Source organism: Bradyrhizobium sp. SZCCHNRI1009, from assembly GCF_032487575.1.
Taxonomy (GTDB): Bacteria; Pseudomonadota; Alphaproteobacteria; order Rhizobiales; family Xanthobacteraceae; genus Bradyrhizobium.
In genome coordinates, this window is the sequence record NZ_JAUEUL010000042.1 from 1 (window position 1) to 23,319 (window position 23,319).

Consider the following 23,319-nt stretch of genomic DNA (forward strand, 5'->3'; position numbering starts at 1 on the left):
CAGATCCAGCGACGGGCGGTTGGTCAGAACCGCCCGTTCGCACATTCTGGCAGGTTTCGAACACACAAGAGCGCGAAATAAGCGTGAAGACCATCGCGCAGGGAGGGCCGGGTTGATCCGGCTGAACCTGTGGTTCTCTCCCCGTGCTTTCTTTCGCACGGGGGCCACGGGTGCCAGTCGGCACCCGGCCTTCCCTGCGCCCTCTTTTTCAAGAGAGGGCCACATCGATCAGCAGAGCTCGGACAGATCCTGTCGCGAGGCCGGTGATGCTTGCCCGCCTGTTGAAAGCGAACCTTGGCTCACTCCGGCATCATCTCGCCGGAGCCGCCGAACTCGGCCGGAAAATCCTTCAGCTTCGGCAGGCCGTCCTTGATGGGCAGCACGCTCTCCGCGTAATTCACGTGGACGCCGGGCGTGAACTTCAAGGTCGGAATGGTCGCGGCATAGACGTCGATCATGCCGAGCGGCGGATGGTCGGTCATCAGATGACCGCCGCACTTGGTGCAGTACTTGCGGTGGCTCATGTCGGTCTTGTGATAGGTGCCGATCGCCTCCGCGCCCTTGGTGACCCGCACGTTCGAAGGCTTCCACAGGGTGAAGGCGTTGACGGGGCCGGCCGACCAGGAGCGGCAGGACGAGCAGTGGCAATAACCCATCGCCTCCGGCTCGCCATCGGCCTCGAGCTCGACCGTGCCGCAGAAGCATTTGCCCTGATACAGCGTCATGACAGCGTTCTCCCTCAATCGTCTTTTTGGATGTTGGACTGCCATGCTGACACAGCTGCCCGGCGAAAGGGAATCGCAGAATGCAGGTGTTGGCACGGAACATCTGGTGCGATGCAACGGCGGGCGTCCGGCAGTGATCCGCGCGGCGGAATGTTGCGACGGCGCAATCCCACGCATGGCCCCATACGCGCGCGCCCGCTTGCCCCGGAACCGGGTGTGCCGTTAGCTCTGTCCATAACGACGAACGAGGGAGCTGACGCCGCGATGGGACCGCTTGCCGGCATCAAGGTCATCGACATGACCACCGTGCTGATGGGGCCGTATGCCGCCCAGACGCTCGGCGATTACGGCGCCGACGTGATCAAGGTGGAATCACCCGACGGCGACGTCACCCGCAAGATCGGCCCCTGGCGTCATCCCGGCATGGGGCCGGTGACCCTCAACACCAACCGCGGCAAGCGCGTGATCTGCCTCGACCTCAAGAAGCCGGCGGGACGGGAAGCCGTGCTGCGCATGGTCAAGGATGCCGACGTCCTGCTCTACAACATCCGTCCGCAGGCGATGGCACGGCTGAACCTCGGCTACGAGGTGGTCGCCGCGCTGAATCCACGGCTGGTCTATGCCGGCGTGTTCGGCTTCGGCCAGAACGGACCTTATGCGGCCAAGCCGGCCTATGACGACCTGATCCAGGGCGGGGCGGCGCTGTCTCACCTGATGGCCGTCGCCGGCGACGGCACGCCGCGCTATGTGCCGAATGCCCTGGTCGACCGCATCGTCGGCCTGACGGCGGTCGGCGCAATCTGCGCCAGCCTTGTGCATCGCGACCGCACCGGCCGCGGCCAGCGCCTGGACGTGCCGATGTTCGAGACCATGTCGGCCTTCATCATGGGCGATCACATGGGCGGTCTCACCTATGAGCCGCCGCTGGACCGCGGCGGCTACGCCCGGCATCTGTCGCAGGACCGCCGACCCTACAAGACCGCCGACGGCCATATCTGCGTCATCGTCTACAACGACAAGCAATGGGACGCATTCTTCGCGGCATCCGGCCGCACCGACCTGCGGGCTGATGACCGCTTCGACAGCTTCGCCCGTCGCGCCGCCAACATCGACATCGTCTATGCCGAGCTCGCGCGCATCTTCGAGACGCGCACCACGGCGGAATGGACCGCGCTGCTGGACAAGGCGGACATTCCGGTGATGCCGATGCACGATCTCGAAAGCCTGCTGAACGATCCGCACCTCGTGGCGACCGATTTCTTTCCCGTGGTCGAACATCCGACCGAAGGCCCGATCCGCAGCACTCGCGTTTCCGCGACCTGGTCCGAGACCAAGGCCGAGCCGCAGCGTCTGGCGGCGCGGCCGAACGAGCATGGCGCGCAGATCCTGCACGAGCTTGGTTTCTCGGACGAGGAGATCGCCGCGATGATCCGCGACGGCGTGACCACGCCGGCGCCTGCCAGGGAGTGAGACGATGGATTTCGCGCTCTCCGCCAACCAGGAATCGATCCGTGATGCGGTGGCCAAAATCTGCGCGCGCTTCGACGACGCCTACTGGCTGAAGAAGGACAAGGAGGGCGGCTTTCCCGCCGACTTCCACAAGGCCTTGGCGGACGCCGGCTGGCTCGGCATCTGCATTCCCGAGGAGTATGGGGGCTCCGGTCTCGGCATCCTCGATGCCGCGATCATGATGCGGACCATCGCGGAATCGGGCGCCGGCATGTCCGGTGCCTCGGCGATCCACATGAATGTGTTCGGGCTCAATCCGGTCGTCGTGTTCGGGACCAAAGAGCAGTGCGCGCGGATGCTGCCGCGCATCGTCGATGGCAGCGAGAAGGCGTGCTTCGCCGTGACCGAGCCGAACACCGGCCTCAACACCACACAGCTCAAGACGCGCGCCGTGCGCAAGGGCGACCGCTACATCGTCAACGGCCAGAAGGTGTGGATCTCGACCGCGCAGGTCGCCGAGAAGATCCTGCTGCTGGCGCGGACCACGCCGCTCGAGGAGGTGCAGCGCCCGACCCATGGGCTCAGCCTGTTCTACACCGATTTCGATCGCGGCCGCATCAAGGTGCACGAGATCGAGAAGATGGGCCGCAAGCCGGTCGACTCCAACGAGCTGTTCTTCGAGGATTTTGAAATTCCAGTCGAGGATAGGCTGGGCGAGGAGGGCCGGGGCTTCGACTACATCCTGCACGGCATGAACCCGGAGCGAATCCTGATCGCGGCCGAAGCCGTCGGCCTCGGCCAGCTCGCGCTGTCGCGCGCGTCAGCCTATGCGCGGACGCGCAACGTGTTCAACCGCCCGATCGGCCAGAACCAGGGCATCCAGCATCCCCTGGCCAAGAACTGGATGGAGCTGGAGGCGGCCTGGCTGATGGTGCTGCAGGCCGGCTGGCAATATGACCAGGGCATGGCGTGCGGGCCAGCGGCGAACGCCGCCAAATATCTCGCTGCAGAGGCCGGCTTCCACGCCTGCGAGCAGGCGGTGATGACTCACGGCGGCTTCGGCTACGCGCGCGAGTACCACGTCGAACGTTACCTGCGCGAATCCCTGATCCCCCGCATTGCCCCAATCAGCCCGCAACTGATCCTGAGCTTCATCGCCGAAAAGGTCCTCGGCCTGCCGAAATCGTATTGAGGATGAATTGCACTGAGATGGCGAACGCAGACGTGATGGACGCACAATGCCAGCATTCCCTCCCCCCTTGTGGGGGAGGGACAGGGAGGGGGGTACCCCACAAAGACTCGTTGTGTGGCTACCCCCACCCCCAACCCCTCCCCGCAAGGGGGAGGGGAGCGCAGTTGTCCTCGGAGCATCGTCCTCGATCAAAAATAGACTCTGTACGTCAGACCTCGTCATTCCGGGGCGCGACGAAGTCGCGAACCCGGAATCTCGAGCTTGTCGTGCACGATCGTCTCTCATTTCGAGATTCCGGGTTCATCGCTGCGCGATGCCCCGGAATGACGGGGGAGCGAGTGGCACGATGACCTACATCACCGGCACCGGCCTCACCTCGTTCGGCCGTCACGACGGCCGCTCCTCGCTCGACCTGATGAGCCTGGCCGCGCAGCTTGCGCTCGACGATGCCGGGCTGACACGGCGTGACATCGACGGCATCCTGTGCGGCTATTCCACGGTGTCGCCGCACATCATGCTTGCCACCGTGTTCGCCGAGCATTTCGGCATCACGCCCTCCTATGCCCACGCCGTGCAGGTCGGCGGCGCCACCGGCCTCGCGATGGTGATGCTGGCGCATCATCTGGTCGAAGCCGGCGTCGTCAGACACATGCTCGTCGTCGCCGGCGAGAACCGCCTGACCGGGCAGAGCCGCGACGCCTCGATCCAGGCGCTGGCGCAAGTCGGCCATCCCGACTATGAGTTGCCGCTCGGGCCGACGATCCCTGCCTATTACGGCCTCGTCGCCTCGCGCTACATGCACGAATACGGCGTCACCGAACAGGATCTCGCGGAGTTCGCCGTCCTGATGCGGACGCACGCGCTGGATCATCCCGGTGCGCAATTTCACGAGTCCATCACGGTGGCCGACGTCATGGCATCGAAGCCGGTCGCGCGGCCGCTGAAGCTGCTCGACTGTTGTCCGGTCTCCGACGGCGGTGCCGCCATCATCATCAGCCGCGAGCCGACCGGAGCGACGGCGGTGCGCGTGCGCGGCTGCGCCCAGGCGCACACGCATCAGCACGTCACGGCGGCGCCGGCCCTGAGCGCGCTCGGCGCCGAGATTGCGATCGCGAAGGCGAAGGCAGCAGCGGGTGTGGACATCCAGGACGTCGACTACGCCGCCGTCTATGACAGCTTCACCATCACGCTCTGCATGCTGCTCGAGGATCTTGGCCTGGCCGGCCGCGGCGAGGCGGCGGCGCGGGTCAGGGCCGGTCATTTCGGCCGCGACGGCGCCGTGCCGCTCAACACCCATGGCGGCCTCTTGAGCTACGGCCATTGCGGCGTCGGCGGCGCCATGGCGCATCTGAGCGAAGCGCATCTGCAGATGACGGGGCGCGCCGGACCTCGCCAGGTACGCGAAGCAGAGCTGGCGCTGCTGCACGGCGATGGCGGCGTGCTGTCGTCGCATGTCAGCATGTTCTGGGAGCGTGTGCGATGAGCGAATCGGCGGACTGGACCAGGGGTGTTGCAGCGATTCGCTTTCAGCGCTGCGCGTGCTGCGCCCACCTGCAGTATTTCCGCCGCGACTTCTGCGCGGCCTGCGGCTCGCTTGCGCTCACCGATCACGCGGCGACAGGCGAAGGCACAATCTATGCGGCATCACTCGTGTGCCGCGCGGCGACGCCGGAGACGCGCGCGCACGTGCCCTACAACATCGTGCTGGTGGATATGCGCGAGGGCTTTCGCATCATGGCCCATGGCGACCACGAACTTGCGATCGGCGATCCCGTCACGGCCCGCTTCGTCACCTTCGCGGGCGGCATCGTGCCTTACTTCGGGAAAGCCAAATGATGATGGAAAACAGGGCGACGTCGGGAGAGGTCGACCGCGGGCGGCCGAGGCGGGACGATACGCATCACAAATTCGTCCCGACCCGGATCGCCGCGCGATTGACGCAATACTGTTACGCTACGCTCACTAACTCAAACGCAACTCAACTCGGTCGTTCGCGTGAGCAATCAAGCTCACAACCCTACCTACGGGCGATGAAGAAACTGCGACGCAGAACCTCCAGACAGCCCTTCATCGCCCGTAGAACAGGACGCTGGCGATGACGATCATGGACGTCACCGCCAGCATATGCGCGAGTGCCTCCGACGTTGCCCTCTTAGTGGCTTCCTTCATGCCGTTTCCTCCCTGGACACTGGACACGACTCTCCGTGGCGCAATTACACACGCTACGTCGGCTGGAATTTTACTCGGAACACCCCACTTCGATGTCCGCTTTGCGAGTCCCCACTCGGCGTTCATCGACGGTTCAGAACATCGTCGGGTAATGCGGCGCGAATTGGGCTCGCTTATGGTTGTCCTGCGACCGAGTCCCGGTAACGTTTGGGCGAGCCCGTACAAATACGAGTGATGAAAGATATCGACCGGAACTACTAACTACTGTGAAATGCAACCTTGAGTATTTGTCTGCTTCGGCGCGTGCGACACGTCGATGACGAAGGCCGATGCAGCGAAATCAGTCTGCCGCGAGCAGGTTGAGCCGCGCATTGGCGATTGTCAGACGCTCGGCCAGCAGTTGCGCGAGATTGCGCATGATGCGCTCGCCGGCTTTCGGATGTCGCACGCGGAAACGTTCGAAATCCACCAGCGAGATCTCGAAGGCGGTGGCGGAGAAATCAGCGACGACGTCGGCGGAGCGCACGGGCTCAAGCAACGCCATCTCGCCGAAGCATTGCCCTGCCGTCAGCGTCGCCAACCGGATGCCGTCGGGCAGGGTGACGTGGACGACGCCGGAGCGCAGGAAGAACAGCGAGGCCGCCACATCGCCGGCCGCCAGGATGCGTTCGCCCTGCTGATAGTGCCGGATGGTTGCCAGCGCCGCGAGCTCGTGGCGCTCGTCTTCGGTGATCCCCGCAAGCAGCGGCTGCTCGGCGAGCTCGGTGGTTTCGAGGAAGTCGATCGCCCCGCCATAGCGATAGACGATCTGGTCCTCGGCCCATTCAATCGCGGTGTCGAGCAGGTAGAAGTCGCGCACGTTCTTGATGTCGCCGGTGCGGGCCGCGATCTCCTGCCATTCCGGCGAGCTGCGGCGGATGCCCGACAGCACGACGGTGACGTGAAAGTCGGCCAGCTCGTGAAACAGCTCGGAGAGCAGGCGCAGGCCGGCTTGCGTCATCGCGGTGACGCGATGGAGGTCGACGATGACGAATTGCGGCCGCGTGCCCGCCGCAAGCTGGCGCGAGACGTAGTCGACGTTGGAGAGGGACAGCGTGCCGACCAGCTCAAGCACGCGCACCGCGTCGGGATGTGCGGCGAGGATGGTGCGCTCCTGGGCGCGGCGGCTGCGCCGCGACGGGCTGGCGCCGATGTCGTAGTCGGCGATGATCGTGGTGCGCGCATCGTCGGAGCGGTTGAGCATGTGCAGGCCGTAATGCGCCGACAGCGCCTCGCAGACCTTGATGCCGCGCACGCTGTTGCCGTGGCCGTCAAGCCGCGGCGAATAGCTGCCGAGGCCGAGCCGCGCCGGCAGGCTTGCCAGGATGCCGCCGCCGACGCCGCTCTTGGCGGGAATGCCGACGCGGTAGATCCACTCGCCGGCGAAGTCATACATGCCCGAGGAGGTCATTACCGACAGCGTGCGCGACACCGCATAGGGCGTCACCACCTGCTCGCCGGTGACCGGATTGACGCCGCGATTGGCGAGCGTCGCCGCCATGATCGCGCAGTCGCGCGCGGTGACGAGCACGGCGCATTGCCGGAAGTAGACCGCGAGCACCTCGTCGACTGGCTCCCTGATGACGTCCGAGGTCCGCAGCAGATAGGCGATCGCGCGGTTGCGATCGCCGGTGACGGCTTCCGATGCGAACACCGCGTCGTCGACATCGAGCTCGCGGCCGGCGAAGCGGCCGAGCGCGTCGCGGATGGTCTCGAAGGCGTCGTCGTGCCGTGCCTTGCGGATCAGGCCGCTGCAGGCGATCGCGCCGGCATTGACCATCGGATTGAACGGATGGTTCTGCGCATTGAGCCGGATCGAATTGAAGGGATCGCCCGACGGTTCGACCCCGATCACGCGCTCGACCTCGTCGGAGCCGAGCGTATCGAGCGCGAGCGCAAACACGAACGGCTTCGACATCGACTGGATCGTGAACGGCACACGGCTGTCGCCGACCTCGTAGATGTGGCCGTCGAGCGTGGCGAGGCTGATGCCGAAATGCGACGGGTCGGCCTTGCCGAGCTCGGGGATGTAGTTCGCGACGGCGCCGTCATGATCGGGCCAGAAGTCGGCATGGCATGCGGACAGGAAGCGCTGCAGCGGCGGCATGGCGGCCGTCGCCCAATGCTGAGGATTTCTGATCGGCGTCGGGTGGGTGGTCATCGGAAGCTCGGCGGGAACAAGGTCTCGCGCCGGTTATGTCGCAGCCGCGCGGGCGCAGCCAGCCCACACTTGTCGCAAGGCTGGTCAAATGTTGCCGCTGCCCACCGTTTGAGCGGGCTCGCGGGCGTGATGACCGCCCGGTGTTGCCATGCGCAGGAGGGGATGCCGATCGAAGGCCAGCGCTCCGGTACCGCCATTTGGAACCGGCGATGATCGTTACTCCCGCATCCCGCTGCCGATTGTGCGAGGGCGTCGAGTCTTGTGCCAACACGCTGAAGAACGGTGGCTTTTAGAGACGGTCTACTGTTGTGACGGCAAAATGGCTGGGCTAGCTTGTTCGATAAGCGGAATATCATTCCGCATGACGGAATTGGTGGGAAACGGATGGGACGACGGTCTGAGCGATTGAGCAGGGGCAGCATGCTGCCCGGAGATCTCGCCGGCGAGGGCGAGGTCATTCAGGTGGTGTCGCGGGCGTTCGACGTGCTTCGCTGTTTCGAAGGGCACGAGGCGCGGCTCGGCAATCTCGAAATCTCCAACCGCTGCGGCCTGCCGCGGTCGACGGTGTCGCGGCTCACGCACACGCTGACCCGCATGGGCCAGCTGGTTTACCTGCCGCGCGATCAGAAATACCGCATCGGCCCGAGCGCGGTGGCGATGAGCACGTCGATGACCCGCGGCTTGCAGTTGCGCAATCTGATCCGGCAGCGGCTGCAGGACGTCGCCGAGCAGTTGCCCGGCACGGTCGGCTTCGTGATTCCCGACCGCTTCCACCTCGTCTATCTCGAGTTCGGCCGCGCCGCCAACGCGCTCGGCCTGCATGAGACCACCGGCAGCCGCATCTCGATGGCCTCGACCGCGGCCGGGCATGCCTATGTCGCCGCGCTCGAGCCGGAGGTCGGCGACGCCCTGCTGGCCGAGATGGAGCGCGAGATGCCGGACGCGGCCAAGCTGCTGCGGCCACGCCTCGAGCACAACAGGCAGTTTCTCAAGGAGCACGGCTACGTCGTGGCCTGCGGCCTGTGGAGCGCTCACATCAACGGCGTCGCGCTGCCGCTGTGGTCGCCGCAATACCAGACCTATGTCGTGCTCACGATCGGGCTGTTGTCGGCGATGTACGACGAGCAGCGGCTGCACGACGAGGTCGCCCAGCCGATGTGCGAGCTGGGCCGCAGCATCGCGGCGCTATTGCAGGGCGCCGAAGCCGACGTCTTCAACAACCGGATGGACAGAAAACCGCTCCAGGTGAACGCGAAGACCAACCATAAGAACAAGACCATCACCGGGGCAGGGGGAACGAATGAGTTGGCAGCCGGAGCTCGAGGAACTGGCCCGGCGCGAAGCCTTCGCGCGGGAGATGGGCGGGCCTGACAAGGTCAAGCGTCAGCACGACCAGGGCCGCCTCACCGTTCGCGAGCGCATCGACGGGGTCGTCGATCCCGGCAGCTTTCACGAGATCGGCGCGGTCGCCGGCCTCGGCGAGTATGACGAGCAGGGCGAGCTCAAGCACGTCACGCCTGCGAATTGCGTGTTCGGGCGCGCGCGCGTCGACGGCCGCACCGTGGTCGTGGTCGGTGACGATTTCACCGTGCGCGGCGGCTCGGCCGATGCGTCGATCGCCGCCAAGCCGCTGATGGCGGAGGAGATGGCGCACGACTTCCGTCTGCCGATCATCCGCATCATCGAAGGCTCCGGCGGCGGCGGCTCGGTCAAGACCATCGAGACCAAGGGCGCGGCGAACCTGCCTGGCGGCATCGGCGGCAATCGCTGGTACCGCTACACGACCGAGAACATGTCGCTGGTCCCGGTGGTCGCGCTCGGCCTCGGCTCGGTTGCCGGCCTGGGCGCAGCGCGACTCGCGGCGAGCCACTACTCCGTCATGACCAGGCAGTCGGCGATGTTCGTCGCCGGTCCGCCGGTGGTGAAGCGGCTGGGCCAGGACCTTGGCAAGATGGAGCTCGGCGGCGCCGACATCCAGACCAAGGCGGGCGGCGTCGACCACGCGGTCGACACTGAGGCGGAAGCGTTCGCCTGCGCGCGCCGCTTCCTGTCCTATTTGCCGTCGTCGGTCCATGAGCTGCCGCCGACCTTGCCCTGCACCGACGATCCGCAGCGCACGGACGATCAGTTGATCAGCGCCGTGCCGCGGGATCGCCGTCGCGTCTACAAGATGCGCCCGATCATCGAGTCCGTCGTCGACAACGGCTCGTTCTTCGAGGTGTCACAGAATTACGGCCGCCCGCTCATCGTCGGCCTCGCCCGGCTCGAAGGCCGTGCGGTGATGGTGCTGGCGAGCGATCCTTATCACTACGGCGGCTCATGGACCGCTGACGCCTGCCAGAAGGTGATCCGCTGGGTCGACTTCGCCGAGACCTTCCATCTGCCGATCGTCTACCTGATGGACTGCCCGGGCTTCATGGTCGGTTTGGAGGCGGAGAAGGCGGCGACCATCCGCCACGGCGTGCGCGCGATGGCCGCGGTCAACCAGTCGACGGTGCCGTGGTGCACGGTGATCGTGCGCAACAACTTCGGCGTCGCCGGCGTCGTGCATCAGCCGGCCGATCGCTTCTCGATCCGCTATGCCTGGCCGTCGGCCCATTGGGGCTCGCTGCCGCTCGAGGGTGGCATCGAGGCGGCCTATCGCGCCGAGATCGATGCCGCGCCTGATCCGAAGGCGAAGCTGAAGGAGATCGAGGAGCGGCTGACCAAGCTGCGCTCGCCGTTCCGCTCCGCCGAGAAGTTCTGGGTCGAGGAGATCATCGATCCCCGCAAGACGCGCGCGCTGCTGTGCGAGTTCGCGCGTCTCGCCGAGCCGCTGCGCACGCCGGGGCCGCCGACGGCGATGACGACGCGGCCGTGAGCTCACGCCGCGGCAGGCTTGGCCTGCCGCGCGATCGCGAGCGCGAGCAGGGCTGCGACGATGCAGAGCGCGCCGGCGGTGAAGAATGCCGGAAGATAGCTCTGCAACAGCGTGCGCGACAGGCCCGCGCCGAATGCGGCGGTGCCGGCGCCGAGCTGATGTCCGGCGAACACCCAGCCGAACACCAGGTTGGCCCGCTCGGGCCCGAACCGCTGCGCCGTCAGCCGCACCGTCGGCGGCACGGTGGCGATCCAGTCGAGGCCGTAGAACATCGCGAACAGCGACAGGCCATAGAACGAAAAGTCCGTGAACGGCAGGAAGAGCAGCGAGAGGCCGCGCAGGCCATAGTACCAGAACAGCAGCCAGCGATTGTCGTACCGGTCCGACAGCCAGCCCGACACGATCGTGCCGACGAAGTCGAACATGCCCATCGCGGCGAGCAGACTGGCGGCCTGGACCTGCGGGATGCCGAAGTCGAGGCACATCGGGATCAGATGCACCTGGACGAGGCCGTTGGTCGAGGCGCCGCAGATGAAGAAGGTCGCAAACAGCATCCAGAACACCGGCGCGCGCGCCGCGTCGCGGAGGGTGCCGAGCGCAGCCGTCAGGATCGGCGTCGTGACGGGCGCGGGCGTTGCGATCGGCTCGGTGCCCTTGTCGCCGTACGGGCGCAGGCCAAGGTCGCTCGGCCGGTCGCGCATCAAGAGCAGCACGGCGGTCGCGGACACGCCGAGCGCGATGCAGACGAGCGCAAGCGCGACGCGCCAGCCGAGCCGCTCGGTGAGGCTGGCGAGCAGCGGCAGGAACACCAGCTGTCCGGTGGCGACGCTGGCGGTGAGAACCCCGACCACGAGGCCGCGACGCGCGACGAACCAGCGCGTGGCGATGGTCGCGCCCAGCACCAAGGCGGTCATGCCAGTGCCGATGCCGATCACGACGCCCCACAGCAGCACGAGGTGCCAGACCTGGCTCATCGCCAACGACGAAAGCAGCGCAGTGACCACGATCAGTTGGGCCAGCAACGTGATGTTGCGCAGGCCATAGCGGTTGAGCAAGGCGGCGGCGAACGGGGCCATCAGCCCGAACAGCACGAAGCGGATGGAGAGTGCCGAGGAGATCTCGGCGGTGCTCCAGCCGAACTCCTGCTGGAGGGGCACGATGAACACGCCCGGCGCCCCCACCGTGCCGGCCGACACCAGGGCCGTAAAGAATGTTACGGCCACCATGACCCAGCCATAGTGGATGTTGCGCCGTGCGAGTGCTGCCGCGAGCCGGTTCGAGATCATGTGCTTCTCAGTCCGATGAGGATTGCGCCCATTTTGCCAGGACGCGTCGACGACATAAATGGCTAAGTTCCCTCGATTCAGGACATTACGGCCGCTCGAGCGCGATCGCCGTCGCCTCGCCGCCGCCGATGCATAGCGCGGCGACACCGCGCTTCAGTCCACGGGCCTGCATCGCATGCACCAGCGTCACGATCAGCCGCGCGCCGGTGGCGCCGATCGGATGGCCCAGTGCGCAGGCGCCGCCGTTGACGTTCAGCCGGTCGCGCGCAATGCCGAGGTCGCGCTGCGCGGCCATGGCGACGACCGCAAACGCCTCGTTGATCTCGAACAGGTCGACATCCTCGACCTGCCAGCCGACCTTGTCGAGCAGCTTCCGGATCGCCGGGATCGGCGCCGTCGTGAACCATTGCGGCTCCTGGCTGTGCGTGGCGTGGCCCTTGATCTCCGCGAGGACAGGCAGCCCGTCGCGGTCGGCACGCGATCGCGTGGCGAGCACGAGTGCCGCAGCGCCATCCGCATTCGCGGAGGACGCCGCGGGCGTAATCGTGCCATCCTTGCGGAACGCCGGCTTCAGTGCCGGGATCTTCGCCGGATCGACCTTCAGCGGATGCTCGTCATTGACGACCAGGCGGGGGCCGGATTTCTCGACGATCGTGATCGGGGCGATCTCGGCCTTGAATGCCCCGCCTTCGACCGCCTTGCGCGCACGCGTCAGCGTCTCGATGGCGTAGGCATCCTGGTCGGCGCGGGTGAACTGATAGGCCTCGGCCGTGGCCTCGCCGAAATCGCCCATCGAGCGTCCGGTCTCATAGGCGTCCTCCAGGCCATCCAGCATCATGTGATCGAGGATCCGGTCGTGGCCGGCACGATAGCCGCCGCGCGCCTTGGTCAGCAGATACGGCGCGTTGCTCATGCTCTCCATGCCGCCTGATACGACGATCTCGGCGGAGCGCGCCCGAATGATGTCGTGCGCCAACATCGTCGCCTTCATGCCGGAGCCGCAGACCTTGTTGATCGTGGTGGCGCCCGTGGCGTCCGGCAGGCCGGAACCGCGCGCGGCCTGCCGTGCCGGAGCCTGGCCCTGGCCGGCCGACAGCACGTTGCCCATGAACACCTCCTGGACCGCATCGGGCGAGACGGTGGCGCGTTCGAGCGCCGATCCGATCACGTGCGCGCCGAGCTTGTTCGCACTCAGCGGTGACAATTCGCCCATGAAACGGCCCAACGGAGTGCGGGCGGCGGACAGGATCACGACGGAATCGGATGAGGCCATGACAGGCTCCCTGATAAAAGATGATGGCCATCATATAATAGCGTCTCGCAAAAGGAAACCCCGGCGATCCCTGCTGAACCATCGTGAAGCTGGCGCAAGACTGTCGGGCTCCGAGAGCCGAGACTTGGAGGAAATTGCTATCGCTTGCGGTCGATGAAATGTTGCATCAGCCGTTTTGGCTCATCGGTCAGGAACGATCGTCCGAAGGCGCCGATCGATATCTCGACCGACTCCTTCAGCGGCAGCTCCTCCCATTGACGCAGCAGGGCCTTCTGAGTCCGCAGCGCTTCGGGGCCGCAGGCGAGCAGGGATGCCACGGCCTTCTCGACCGCGATGTCGAGTTCTCCCTCGGCGGCGACGGCATCGACGAGGCCCCAGGCGAGCGCGGTCGGCGCGTCGATCGTCTCGGCGGTCATCAGCAGCCAGCGCGTGCGGCCCCAGCCGATGAGACGTGGCAACAGCGCGGCATGAATGACCGACGGGATGCCGACACGCACCTCGGGCATGCCGAACTTGGCATCATGCCCCGCGACGCGGATATCGCAGGCTGCTGCGACCTCCAATCCGCCACCCAGGCACCACCCCGGCATCCGCGCAATCACGGGGACAGGAAAATGTCGCACCGCTTCGCAGAGCCCGGCAAGTCGCGAGATGAACGTTTCCGCCGACGCCTGGTCCAGCGTCGCCATCTCCTTGATGTCGGCGCCGCCGATCATGCTCTTCCCGCTTTCGCCGGCCAAAACGAGAACGCGAATGCCGGCATCGGAGGCGAGTGATTGCAGGCCGGCTTCCACGTCGAGAATCGCCGCCGAACCGAGAATGTTGAGCGGGCCGGCATTGCAGATCGTCAGCCGGACCACGCCGCGGCCGTCACGACTCACGCCGCAGTGGGAATTGAGCATGTCCATCGTCGTCCTCGTCGGGTTCCTGGGCAACAGGGGTGTGTCGGGAATAAATCAGGCCAGCGAAGTTGATTTAGATCAACTCGAATTCATCAAATAGCTGCAGCGAGCAGGACGCAGAGCTGTTATAGTATGACCGCAGACATTCAATGGGACGGCAATGCGCTACTCTCCGGAACACAAGGCGGAAACCCACGCGCGGATCGTGCGCAAGGCATCGGTGCGGCTGCGCGAGCGCGGCGCTCACGGCGTCGGGGTTGCCGACCTGATGAAGGAGGCCGGACTGACTCACGGCGGCTTCTACGCGCATTTCGATTCGCGCGAGGCGCTGGTGGTGGAGGCGTTCGGTTATGCGATCGACCGTTCGATGGAGCATTGGCGCAAGCTGCTGGACCAGTTGCCGCCGCAGAAGCGGCTTGCGGCGATCGTCGATGGCTATCTGTCCGCGGGGCATCGTGACGATGTCGGTCACGGCTGCGCGGTTCCTGCGCTCGGGGCGGAAATCGCCCGTGAGAGCGCCAAGACCCGCAAGGCTTTTGCCGCGAAGCTGGAAGAGCTGATCGACCTGTTCGCCGAGTACATCGTCGACGTTCCGGCCAGGACGGCGCGAAAGCGCGCTTCGGCGATGCTTGCGACGCTGACGGGGACGCTCGTGATGGCGCGACTGACCGGCAGCGGCGAATTGTCCGACGATATTCTGAGCTCCGGGCGCGAGGTGGCGCTGGCCGTCGCCAGTGGCGGCGGACCGGCGGGGAAATCCCCCGCGCGAACGCCCGCGAACAGGCCTGCGAAGAAGACGGCCGCCGCAAAGCGCTGATCCCTCTTGTGGGGTCGGATGCTGGACGCGGCACGCTGCACGTCGCGGGGTCTGCCGTGATCGTGCCGACCGAGCGAAGGGGCTGCATTTTCGCAGCGCCGATCAGCGCCTAGACCCTTCCCAAACGCCGCAAAGACTGCAAGATGCCGGCCAAATCGGCACTGCTTACCCCTGCGGAGGATACCCCATGCGTTCGATCGGTCATTTCATTGGCGGCAAAGAGGTCAAGGGCACGTCCGGACGGACGGCCGATGTCTTCGAGCCCATGACCGGCGATGTTCAGGCCAAGGTCGCGCTGGCCTCGCGCGCCGAGCTCCGGGCCGCGGTCGAGAACGCCAAGGCTGCGCAGCCGGCCTGGGCCGCCACCAATCCGCAGCGCCGCGCGCGCGTGATGATGAAGTTTCTGGAACTCGCCCAGCGCGATTATGACCAGCTCGCCGAGTTGCTCGCGCGTGAGCACGGCAAGACCGTTCCGGACGCCAAGGGCGATATCCAGCGCGGCCTCGAAGTCGTCGAGTTCGCCTGCGGCATTCCGCATTTGATGAAGGGCGAGTACACGGAAGGCGCCGGACCCGGCATCGACATCTATTCGATGCGCCAGCCGCTCGGTGTCGTTGCCGGCATCACGCCGTTCAATTTCCCGGCGATGATTCCGATGTGGAAGTTCGCCCCTGCCATCGCCTGCGGCAATGCCTTCATCCTGAAGCCCTCGGAGCGCGATCCGGGCGTGCCGATGAAGCTCGCCGAGCTGATGATTGAGGCCGGTCTGCCGCCGGGCATCCTCAACGTCGTCAACGGCGACAAGGAGGCGGTCGACGCCATCCTCGAGGATCCGGACATCATGGCGATCGGCTTCGTCGGCTCGTCGCCGATCGCGCAGTACATCTATGAGCGCGCCGCCGCCCACGGCAAGCGCTGCCAGTGCTTCGGCGGCGCCAAGAATCACGCCATCATCATGCCCGACGCCGATCTCGACCAGGCCGTCGACGCGCTGATCGGAGCCGGCTACGGCTCGGCCGGCGAGCGCTGCATGGCGGTGTCGGTCGCGGTGCCCGTCGGCAAGACCACGGCGGACCGGCTGATGGATAAGCTGATCCCGCGCGTCGAAAGCCTCAAGATCGGCACATCCGTCGATCCGTCGGCCGATTTCGGCCCGCTGGTGACCCGCGAGGCGGTCGAGCGCGTCAAGAACTATGTCGAGATCGGCGTCAAGGAGGGCGCGACGCTCGCCGTCGACGGTCGCGGCTTCAAGATGCAGGGCTACGAGAACGGCTTCTACATGGGCGGCTGCCTGTTCGACAACGTCACCAAGGACATGCGGATCTACAAGGAAGAGATCTTCGGACCCGTGCTGTCGGTCGTGCGCGCCAAGGACTATGCCGAGGCGCTGGCGCTGCCGTCCGAGCATGATTACGGCAACGGCGTTGCGATCTTCACCCGGGACGGCGACGCGGCCCGCGACTTCGCGGCCAAGGTCAATGTCGGCATGGTCGGCATCAATGTGCCGATCCCGGTGCCGATCGCCTATTACACCTTCGGCGGCTGGAAGAAGTCCGGCTTCGGCGATCTCAACCAGCATGGCCCGGATTCGATCCGCTTCTACACCAAGACCAAGACGGTGACCTCGCGCTGGCCGTCCGGCGTCAAGGAAGGCGCGGAGTTCTCGATCCCGCTGATGAAGTGAGTTGAGGGTCCTTGATGGACTCTCGCCGTCGTCATTGCGAGGAGCGAAGCGACGAAGCAATCCAGACTGCCCCCGCGGAAAGATCCTGGATTGCTTCCGCCTCCGCCCAGAGGCTTCGGCGGACAAGTCGCTACGCTCGCAATGACGGAGTTCGGAGCAGCGCCAAAGCCAAACAACAAATCTAAGGAAACGCGGAGAACGAATGCAGTTCGCTCTCAATGAGGATCAGATCGCGGTGCGCGACATGGCGCGCGCCTTCGCCGCGGAGAAGATCGCCCCGCATGCGCTGCGCTGGGACGAGGAGAAGCATTTTCCGGTGGACGTGATGCGCGAGGCCGCAAGCCTTGGCATGGGCGGCATCTACATTCGCGACGATGTCGGCGGCTCCGGCCTGAGCCGGCTCGACGCTGCGCTCATCTTCGAGGCGCTGGCGACGGGCTGCCCCACGGTCTCGGCCTTCATCTCGATCCACAACATGGCCTCGTGGATGATCGACACCTTCGGCACCGAGGCGCAGCGCCAAGCTTACCTGCCGAAGCTCTGCGCCATGGACCTGATCGCGAGCTATTGCCTGACCGAGCCGGGCGCAGGCTCCGACGCGGCGGCGCTGCGCACGCGCGCGGTGCGCGACGGCGACGACTATGTGCTCAACGGGCAGAAGCAGTTCATCTCCGGCGCGGGCGCGACCGACATCCTGGTCGCTATGGTGCGCACGGGAGCAGACGGTCCCGGCGGCATCTCGACGCTGGTGATCGACGCCAATACCCCCGGCGTGTCGTTCGGCGCCAATGAACGCAAGATGGGCTGGAATGCGCAGCCGACCCGCGCCGTGATCTTCGAGAATGCGCGCGTGCCGGTCGCCAACCGGCTGGGCGAGGAGGGCATCGGCTTCAAGATCGCGATGGCCGGGCTCGACGGCGGCCGCCTCAACATTGCCGCGTGCTCGCTCGGTGGTGCGCAGGCGGCGCTCGACAAGACGTTGGCCTATACGAAAGAGCGCAAGGCGTTCGGCAAGCGGCTCGACGAATTCCAGGCGCTGCAGTTTCGCATCGCCGACATGGCGATCGAGCTGGAGGCGGCGCGCACCTTCGTCTGGCGTGCGGCGGCCGCGCTCGACCGCAAGGATGCTGACGCGACCATGCTGTGCGCAATGGCCAAGCGCTTCGGTACCGATGTCGGCTTCGAGGTCGCCAACCAGGCGCTGCAGCTGCATGGCGGCTACGGCTATTTGAGCGAATACGGCATCGAGAAGATCGTGCGTGACCTGCGCGTACACCAGATCCTCGAAGGCACCAATGAGATCATGCGGCTGATCGTGTCGCGCAAGCTGATCGAGGCCGCGCGATGAGCGAGGTCCTCGAAGGCGACCTGATCGTCCGCCGCGAGGGCTCGGCCGGCATCATCCGGCTGAACCGGCCGAAGGCGATCAATGCGATGACGCTGGAGATGTCGATGGGCATCGACGCCGCGCTGGATCAGTTCGAGGTCGATCCGGCCGTCGCGGTTGTCGTGCTGGAAGGCGCGGGCGAGCGGGGACTTTGCGCGGGCGGCGACATTCGCGGGCTCTATGAAAGCTCGAAGGTGAATGGCGACCTTGGCAAGGTGTTCTGGCGTCAGGAATACATCATGAACGCGCGCATCGCGGCGTTCCCAAAACCCTATGTCGCCTACATGGATGGGCTCGTGATGGGTGGTGGCGTCGGCCTGTCGGCGCATGGCCGCCACCGCATCGTGACCGAGAAAACGAAGCTTGCGATGCCCGAGGTCGGCCTCGGCTTCTTTCCCGACGTCGGCGGCACCTGGCTGTTATCGCGCGCGCCAGGCGAACTCGGCGCCTATTTCGGCCTGACCGGGCAGACCATGAACGGGCCCGATGCGATCCATGCGCGCTTTGCCGATGCCGTCGTGCCGACTTCGAGCTGGCCGGCGCTGCGCGAGGTTCTGACCAAGGTCCGGCCGGGCACGCTCTCGATCGAGATCGATCGGCTGATCGCGGGCTTCGCAACGGACGAGACGGCCGGGCCGGTGGCTGCGCAGCAGGCGAAGATCGACGCCTGGTTTGCCCAGGACAGCATGCACGACATCTTCGCGGCGCTGGACGCGGATGGATCGGAGCTGGCGCTGGCGACGCAGAAGACGCTCAAGGAGAAGTCGCCGCGCGGCATGGTCGTGACGCTCAAGCTGCTGCGGCTGGCGCGCGGAGCGGCGTCGCTGGAGGAATGCCTGGTGCGCGAGTATCGTGCGGCACTCGAAGTGTTCCGCAGCGACGACTTTCGCGAAGGCGTCCGCGCCGCGATCATCGACAAGGACCGCAATCCCAAATGGTCGCCGCCGGATGTCGATCAGGTGACGCCGGAGATGCTGGCGCGCTATCTAGCTGAGATCGGCGCCGACGAGCTGGCATTTCCGCAAACGAGATAACAATCAGGTCGAGGGGAGAGAACGAACCATGGCAACGATCGCATTCATTGGCCTCGGCAACATGGGCGGCCCGATGGCCGCCAACCTGGTCAAGGCCGGCCACAAGGTGGTGGCATTCGATCTGGTCGAAGCCTCGCGTGCGCAGGCCAAGGCCGATGGCGCCGAGATCGCCGACAGCGCCGTCGCGGCGGCCAAAGGCGCCGACGCCGTCGTCACCATGCTACCGGCCGGCAAGCATGTGCTGGCGGTCTGGAACGAGGTCGTGCCGGCGATGTCCAAGGGCGCTGTCATCATCGACTCCTCGACCATCGACGTCGAGAGCGCGCGCGCCGCGCATGCGCTGGCCGCCAAGCACGGCATCGCCGCCGTCGATGCACCGGTGTCGGGCGGTACCGGCGGCGCCAAGGCCGCGACGCTCACCTTCATGTGCGGCGGCGAGGAGGGCGCGTTCGCCGCAGCCCAGCCGATCCTGGAGAAGATGGGCAAGAAGATCGTCCATTGCGGCGGCGCCGGCGCCGGTCAGGCGGCCAAGATCTGCAACAACATGATCCTGGGCATTTCGATGATCGCGGTCAGCGAGGCTTTTGCGCTTGGCGAAAAGCTCGGCCTGTCGCATCAGGCGTTGTTCGACGTCGCCTCGACCTCGTCGGGCCAGTGCTGGTCGCTGACGTCCTATTGCCCGGTGCCGGGCCCGGTGCCGGCCTCGCCCGCCAACAACGACTACAAGCCCGGCTTCGCGACCGCGCTGATGCTGAAGGATCTCACGCTGTCGCAGGACGCCGCCAAGGCCGCCGGCGCGGCGACGCCGCTCGGGCAGCATGCGCAGGAGATCTACAAGGCGTTCGAGGCCGCCGGCCATGGTGGCGTCGATTTCTCCGGGATCATTCAGCACGTCCGCAAGCTCGCCGGGACCACCTGATGACGACATTCAAGGACGCACGCGCGTTTCTGCTGGCGCATCGCACCGACTACGATGCCGCGGTGAAGGGTTTTCGCTGGCCCGATCCGGTGCCCTTCAACTGGGCGCTCGACTGGTTCGATGCCGAGCTTGCATCCGATCCGGAGAGCCGCGACCGCACGGCGTTGTGGATCTTCGATGCCGCGCAGGACCGCCAGACCAAGCTGTCCTTTGCCGCGCTGTCGCGCCGCTCCAACCAGGTTGCGAATTTCCTGCGCGCGCAGGGGCTGAAACGCGGCGACCATCTGCTGCTGCTGCTCGGCAATGTCGTGCCGCTGTGGGAGACCATGCTGGCGGCGATGAAGCTCGGCGTCGTCGTGATCCCCGCGACCACGCTGCTCACCACCGACGAGTTGCGTGATCGCCTGGAGCGCGGCCGCGCGAAAGCCGTCGTCGCCGCGCAGGATCAGGTGGCGAAGTTCGCCGAACTCGGCGCCGATGATCTCGTCCGCATCGTCGTCGGCGCGCCGGCGGCACCTGCCGGCTGGCTGCCGTTCGAGCAGGCGGCTGATACGGCCGAGGCGTTCACTCCGGATGGGCCGACGCAGTCGGATGATCCGATGCTGCTCTATTTCACCTCGGGCACCACGGCCAAGCCGAAGCTGGTGCGGCACAGCCATCGCAGCTACCCGGTCGGCCATCTCTCCACGATGTACTGGCTCGGCCTGCAGCCGGGCGACGTGCATCTCAACATCTCCTCCCCGGGCTGGGCCAAGCATGCCTGGAGCTGCTTCTTCTCGCCGTGGAATGCCGGCGCGACAGTGTTCGTCGTCAACCAGCCGCGCTTCGACGCCAAGGGGCTGCTCGCGATCATCAAACGGTGCGGCGTCACGACGCTGTGCGCGCCGCCGACGGTGTGGCGGCTGTTCATCCAGGAGCATCTCGCCGACTTCAAGGTCAGCCTGCGCGAGGCCTGCGGCGCCGGCGAGCCGCTCAATCCGGAAGTCATCGATCAGGTGCGCGCCGCCTGGGGGCTGACGATCCGCGACGGCTATGGCCAGACCGAGACCGCCGCTATCGTCGGCAACTCGCCGGGCCAGAAATTGAAGATCGGCTCGATGGGCCGGCCGCTGCCGGGCTATCGCGTCGAGGTCGCCGACATCGACGGCAATCTGGCAAGCGAGGGCGAGATCACGCTGGCGCTGTCAGGCGAGCGCCCGGCCGGGCTGATGCAGGGCTATCAGGGCGACGACGGCAAGCTGTCCGGCGCCGACGGCACGCGCTATCGCACTGGCGACGTCGTGTTCCGGGACGATGAGGGCTACCTCACCTTCGTCGGCCGCTCCGACGACGTGTTCAAATCGTCCGACTACCGCATCTCGCCGTTCGAGCTGGAAAGCGTGCTGCTGGAGCATGAGGCCGTGGCCGAGGCCGCCGTTGTGCCATCTCCGGATCCCATCCGTCTCGCTATACCGAAAGCCTATGTGTTGCTGACGGCGGGCGCGGAGCGCTCGCGCGCCACGGCACTGTCGATCTTCGAGCATCTCCAGGCGCGGCTCGCACCATTCAAGCGCATCCGTCGGCTCGAGCTGGTCAGCGAACTGCCGAAAACGATCTCCGGAAAAATCCGCCGCGTGCAGTTGCGCCGGCTGGAGCACGAGGACAACCGCACGGATCATCTGCGCGGCACGGAGTTCAAGGAAGAGGATTTCCCGGAGCTGAAGACCAGGCCGTCCGGGCACGAGGTGTAGGAACGCATGAACCAGATCTGGAAGAAGCCGCCGATTTCGCTTGCAGCCTATCAGGCCATGGTCGGCCAGGAGATCGGCGTGTCGTCATGGCACGTGCTCGATCAGAAGCGCATCGATATCTATGCCGACGTGATCGAGGATCATCAGTTCATCCACGTCGATCCGGAGAAGGCCAAGGCGACGCCGTTCGGCACGACCATCGCGCACGGCTTCCTCACCATGTCGCTGCTGTCGGTGATGTCCTACGAGGTCATGCCGGCGATCGAAGGCACGGCGATGGGCGTCAACTACGGCTTCGACAAGCTGCGCTTCATCTCGCCGGTGAAATCGGGAAAACGCGTGCGCGGCCGCTTCGTGCTGGCGGAAGCCACGCTGCGCAAGCCGAAGGAGTTGCAGTCGCGCACCCATGTCACGGTCGAGATCGAGGGCGAGGACAAGCCCGCGCTGGTCGCCGACTGGATCGGGCTGATCTATCTGAGCTAACAATCTTCGTCACAATCCACCCATCGTCATCGCCGGGCTTGACCCGGCGATCCATCAAGACTGAGAGTCTTTCGAAGTGGATGGATGCCCGGGTCAGGCCCGGGCATGACGACCTCACCGAAGGAAAAGATCATGGCAATCAGATTTGACGGACGCGTCGCCATCGTTACCGGCGCAGGCAATGGTCTCGGACGCGCGCATGCGCTGGGACTGGCGAGCCGCGGCGCCAAGGTCGTGGTCAATGATTTCGGCGGCGCGCGCGACGGCACCGGCGGCTCGATGACCGCTGCCGAGACGGTGGTCGAGGAGATCCGCAGAGCCGGCGGCACCGCGATGGCCGACGGGGCCGACGTCTCGAATTTCGAGCAGGTCACGGCGATGGTCGAGCGCGCCACCGAGGAGTGGGGCAGCGTCGACATCATGTGCGCCAATGCCGGCATCCTCAGAGACAAGTCGTTCGCCAAGATGGAGGTGGCGGATTTCGCCAAGGTGCTGGACGTGCATCTGGTCGGCACCTTCTACTGCTGCAAGGCGGTGTGGAACGGCATGCGCGAGCGCAACTACGGCCGCATCGTCATGACGACCTCGTCCTCCGGCCTGTTCGGCAATTTCGGCCAGGCCAATTACGGCGCGGCGAAGACCGGCATGGTCGGCCTGATGAACGTGCTGGCGGAAGAGGGCCGCAAGACCAACATCCGCGTCAACATCATCTCGCCGACCGCGGCCACGCGCATGACCGAGGAGCTGCTGCCGCCGCAGGCGCTGGAGCTGATGAAGCCGGAATCGATCACGCCTGCGGTGGAGTATCTGCTCAGCGAGGACGCGCCCACGCGCACCATCATGGGGGCGGGTGCGGGCTCGTTCGCGGTGATCAGGATCCTGGAGAGCGAGGGCATCAATTTGCCGCCGGAGGAGTGGACGCCGGACGCGGTCGCCGCGCATTTCCAAGAGATCAGCGACATGTCGAAGGCGCGAGCGCTGCAGGGTGCGTTCGAGCAGACCCAGAAGTACGTGTCGCAGGCCGCGGCACGGCTGGGGATCAAGCTGTAGGGCACGAAGCCCGCTCCACACTCACCGTCATGGCCGGGCTTGACCCGGCCATCCACGTCTTTGGCACTGCGGCGTGGACGGGCGTGGATGCCCGGGACAAGCCCACGGCTGTCCGGTTCAGACAGACTGGACATGGTGCATGGCGTGGATTCTTCTGCG

The 23,319-nt window shown here is 65.9% G+C and carries 19 protein-coding genes; 14 read left to right on the forward strand and 5 right to left on the reverse strand.

The window, feature by feature from the left end:
* Positions 1 to 299: 299 nt before the first annotated feature.
* Complete coding sequence (locus tag QX010_RS32600; RefSeq protein ID WP_011926088.1) at positions 300 to 725, reverse strand: GFA family protein; 426 nt, start codon at positions 723 to 725, stop codon at positions 300 to 302.
* A 264-nt stretch (positions 726 to 989) separates the two neighbouring features.
* Here QX010_RS32600 and QX010_RS32605 point away from each other — a divergent pair, with 264 nt between their 5' ends.
* From QX010_RS32605 to QX010_RS32620, 4 genes are all read left to right on the forward strand, one after another.
* Positions 990 to 2,195, forward strand: coding sequence for a CoA transferase (locus QX010_RS32605; protein ID WP_316183643.1), 1,206 nt, complete (start codon positions 990 to 992; stop codon positions 2,193 to 2,195).
* A gap of 4 nt (positions 2,196 to 2,199) precedes the next feature.
* Positions 2,200 to 3,366: an acyl-CoA dehydrogenase family protein gene (locus tag QX010_RS32610; protein WP_316183645.1), complete on the forward strand. Its 1,167-nt coding sequence runs from the start codon at positions 2,200 to 2,202 to the stop codon at positions 3,364 to 3,366.
* A gap of 346 nt (positions 3,367 to 3,712) precedes the next feature.
* Positions 3,713 to 4,849, forward strand: coding sequence for a thiolase family protein (locus QX010_RS32615; RefSeq protein ID WP_316183646.1), 1,137 nt, complete (start codon positions 3,713 to 3,715; stop codon positions 4,847 to 4,849).
* Complete coding sequence (locus QX010_RS32620) at positions 4,846 to 5,202, forward strand: Zn-ribbon domain-containing OB-fold protein (protein WP_315803145.1); 357 nt, start codon at positions 4,846 to 4,848, stop codon at positions 5,200 to 5,202. The genes QX010_RS32615 and QX010_RS32620 overlap by 4 nt, the downstream gene beginning before the upstream one ends.
* A 673-nt stretch (positions 5,203 to 5,875) precedes the next feature.
* Here the strand turns inward: QX010_RS32620 and glsA are convergent.
* The gene (gene glsA / locus QX010_RS32625; protein ID WP_316183648.1) at positions 5,876 to 7,735 is read right to left on the reverse strand and encodes a glutaminase A; all 1,860 of its coding nucleotides are present in this window, start codon (positions 7,733 to 7,735) and stop codon (positions 5,876 to 5,878) included.
* Positions 7,736 to 8,119: 384 nt separating this feature from the next.
* On the opposite strand from glsA, the gene QX010_RS32630 reads away from it, so the two are divergent.
* Positions 8,120 to 9,106, forward strand: coding sequence for an IclR family transcriptional regulator (locus tag QX010_RS32630; protein WP_316183649.1), 987 nt, complete (start codon positions 8,120 to 8,122; stop codon positions 9,104 to 9,106).
* On the forward strand, positions 9,036 to 10,595 hold the full coding sequence (locus QX010_RS32635; RefSeq protein WP_315803148.1) for an acyl-CoA carboxylase subunit beta: 1,560 nt from the start codon (positions 9,036 to 9,038) through the stop codon (positions 10,593 to 10,595). Before QX010_RS32630 ends, QX010_RS32635 begins: the two co-directional genes overlap by 71 nt.
* A 2-nt stretch (positions 10,596 to 10,597) precedes the next feature.
* Here the strand turns inward: QX010_RS32635 and QX010_RS32640 are convergent, their stop codons facing one another.
* The 3 genes from QX010_RS32640 to QX010_RS32650 all read right to left on the reverse strand — a co-directional run bounded on the left by QX010_RS32640 (position 10,598) and on the right by QX010_RS32650 (position 14,062).
* A complete protein-coding gene (locus QX010_RS32640) occupies positions 10,598 to 11,881 on the reverse strand; it encodes an MFS transporter (RefSeq protein WP_315803149.1) in 1,284 nt (427 codons plus the stop codon).
* Positions 11,882 to 11,966: 85 nt separating this feature from the next.
* The gene (locus tag QX010_RS32645; protein ID WP_316183650.1) at positions 11,967 to 13,154 is read right to left on the reverse strand and encodes an acetyl-CoA C-acyltransferase; all 1,188 of its coding nucleotides are present in this window, start codon (positions 13,152 to 13,154) and stop codon (positions 11,967 to 11,969) included.
* Between the two features lie 137 nt (positions 13,155 to 13,291).
* Positions 13,292 to 14,062, reverse strand: coding sequence for an enoyl-CoA hydratase (locus QX010_RS32650; protein ID WP_316183651.1), 771 nt, complete (start codon positions 14,060 to 14,062; stop codon positions 13,292 to 13,294).
* Between the two features lie 154 nt (positions 14,063 to 14,216).
* On the opposite strand from QX010_RS32650, the gene QX010_RS32655 reads away from it, so the two are divergent.
* The 8 genes from QX010_RS32655 to QX010_RS32690 all read left to right on the forward strand — a co-directional run bounded on the left by QX010_RS32655 (position 14,217) and on the right by QX010_RS32690 (position 23,160).
* Complete coding sequence (locus QX010_RS32655; protein WP_315803152.1) at positions 14,217 to 14,873, forward strand: TetR/AcrR family transcriptional regulator; 657 nt, start codon at positions 14,217 to 14,219, stop codon at positions 14,871 to 14,873.
* Between the two features lie 187 nt (positions 14,874 to 15,060).
* Positions 15,061 to 16,557, forward strand: a complete 1,497-nt coding sequence (locus QX010_RS32660; RefSeq protein ID WP_315803153.1) for a CoA-acylating methylmalonate-semialdehyde dehydrogenase — start codon at positions 15,061 to 15,063, stop codon at positions 16,555 to 16,557.
* Positions 16,558 to 16,759: 202 nt separating this feature from the next.
* Positions 16,760 to 17,905 carry an isobutyryl-CoA dehydrogenase gene (locus tag QX010_RS32665; protein WP_315803154.1) on the forward strand — a complete coding sequence of 382 codons (1,146 nt, stop codon included), beginning with the start codon at positions 16,760 to 16,762 and terminating at the stop codon, positions 17,903 to 17,905.
* Entirely contained in the window at positions 17,902 to 18,978 is a 1,077-nt protein-coding gene (locus QX010_RS32670) for an enoyl-CoA hydratase/isomerase family protein (RefSeq protein ID WP_315803155.1), read from the forward strand. Before QX010_RS32665 ends, QX010_RS32670 begins: the two co-directional genes overlap by 4 nt.
* A gap of 28 nt (positions 18,979 to 19,006) precedes the next feature.
* Complete coding sequence (gene mmsB, locus QX010_RS32675; protein WP_316183652.1) at positions 19,007 to 19,897, forward strand: 3-hydroxyisobutyrate dehydrogenase; 891 nt, start codon at positions 19,007 to 19,009, stop codon at positions 19,895 to 19,897.
* Positions 19,897 to 21,627, forward strand: coding sequence for an AMP-binding protein (locus QX010_RS32680; RefSeq protein WP_316183654.1), 1,731 nt, complete (start codon positions 19,897 to 19,899; stop codon positions 21,625 to 21,627). The genes mmsB and QX010_RS32680 overlap by 1 nt, the downstream gene beginning before the upstream one ends.
* 6 nt (positions 21,628 to 21,633) lie before the next feature.
* Positions 21,634 to 22,110 carry a MaoC family dehydratase gene (locus QX010_RS32685; protein ID WP_316183656.1) on the forward strand — a complete coding sequence of 159 codons (477 nt, stop codon included), beginning with the start codon at positions 21,634 to 21,636 and terminating at the stop codon, positions 22,108 to 22,110.
* A 132-nt stretch (positions 22,111 to 22,242) separates the two neighbouring features.
* Positions 22,243 to 23,160, forward strand: coding sequence for an SDR family NAD(P)-dependent oxidoreductase (locus tag QX010_RS32690; protein WP_316183657.1), 918 nt, complete (start codon positions 22,243 to 22,245; stop codon positions 23,158 to 23,160).
* Positions 23,161 to 23,319 lie beyond the last annotated feature (159 nt).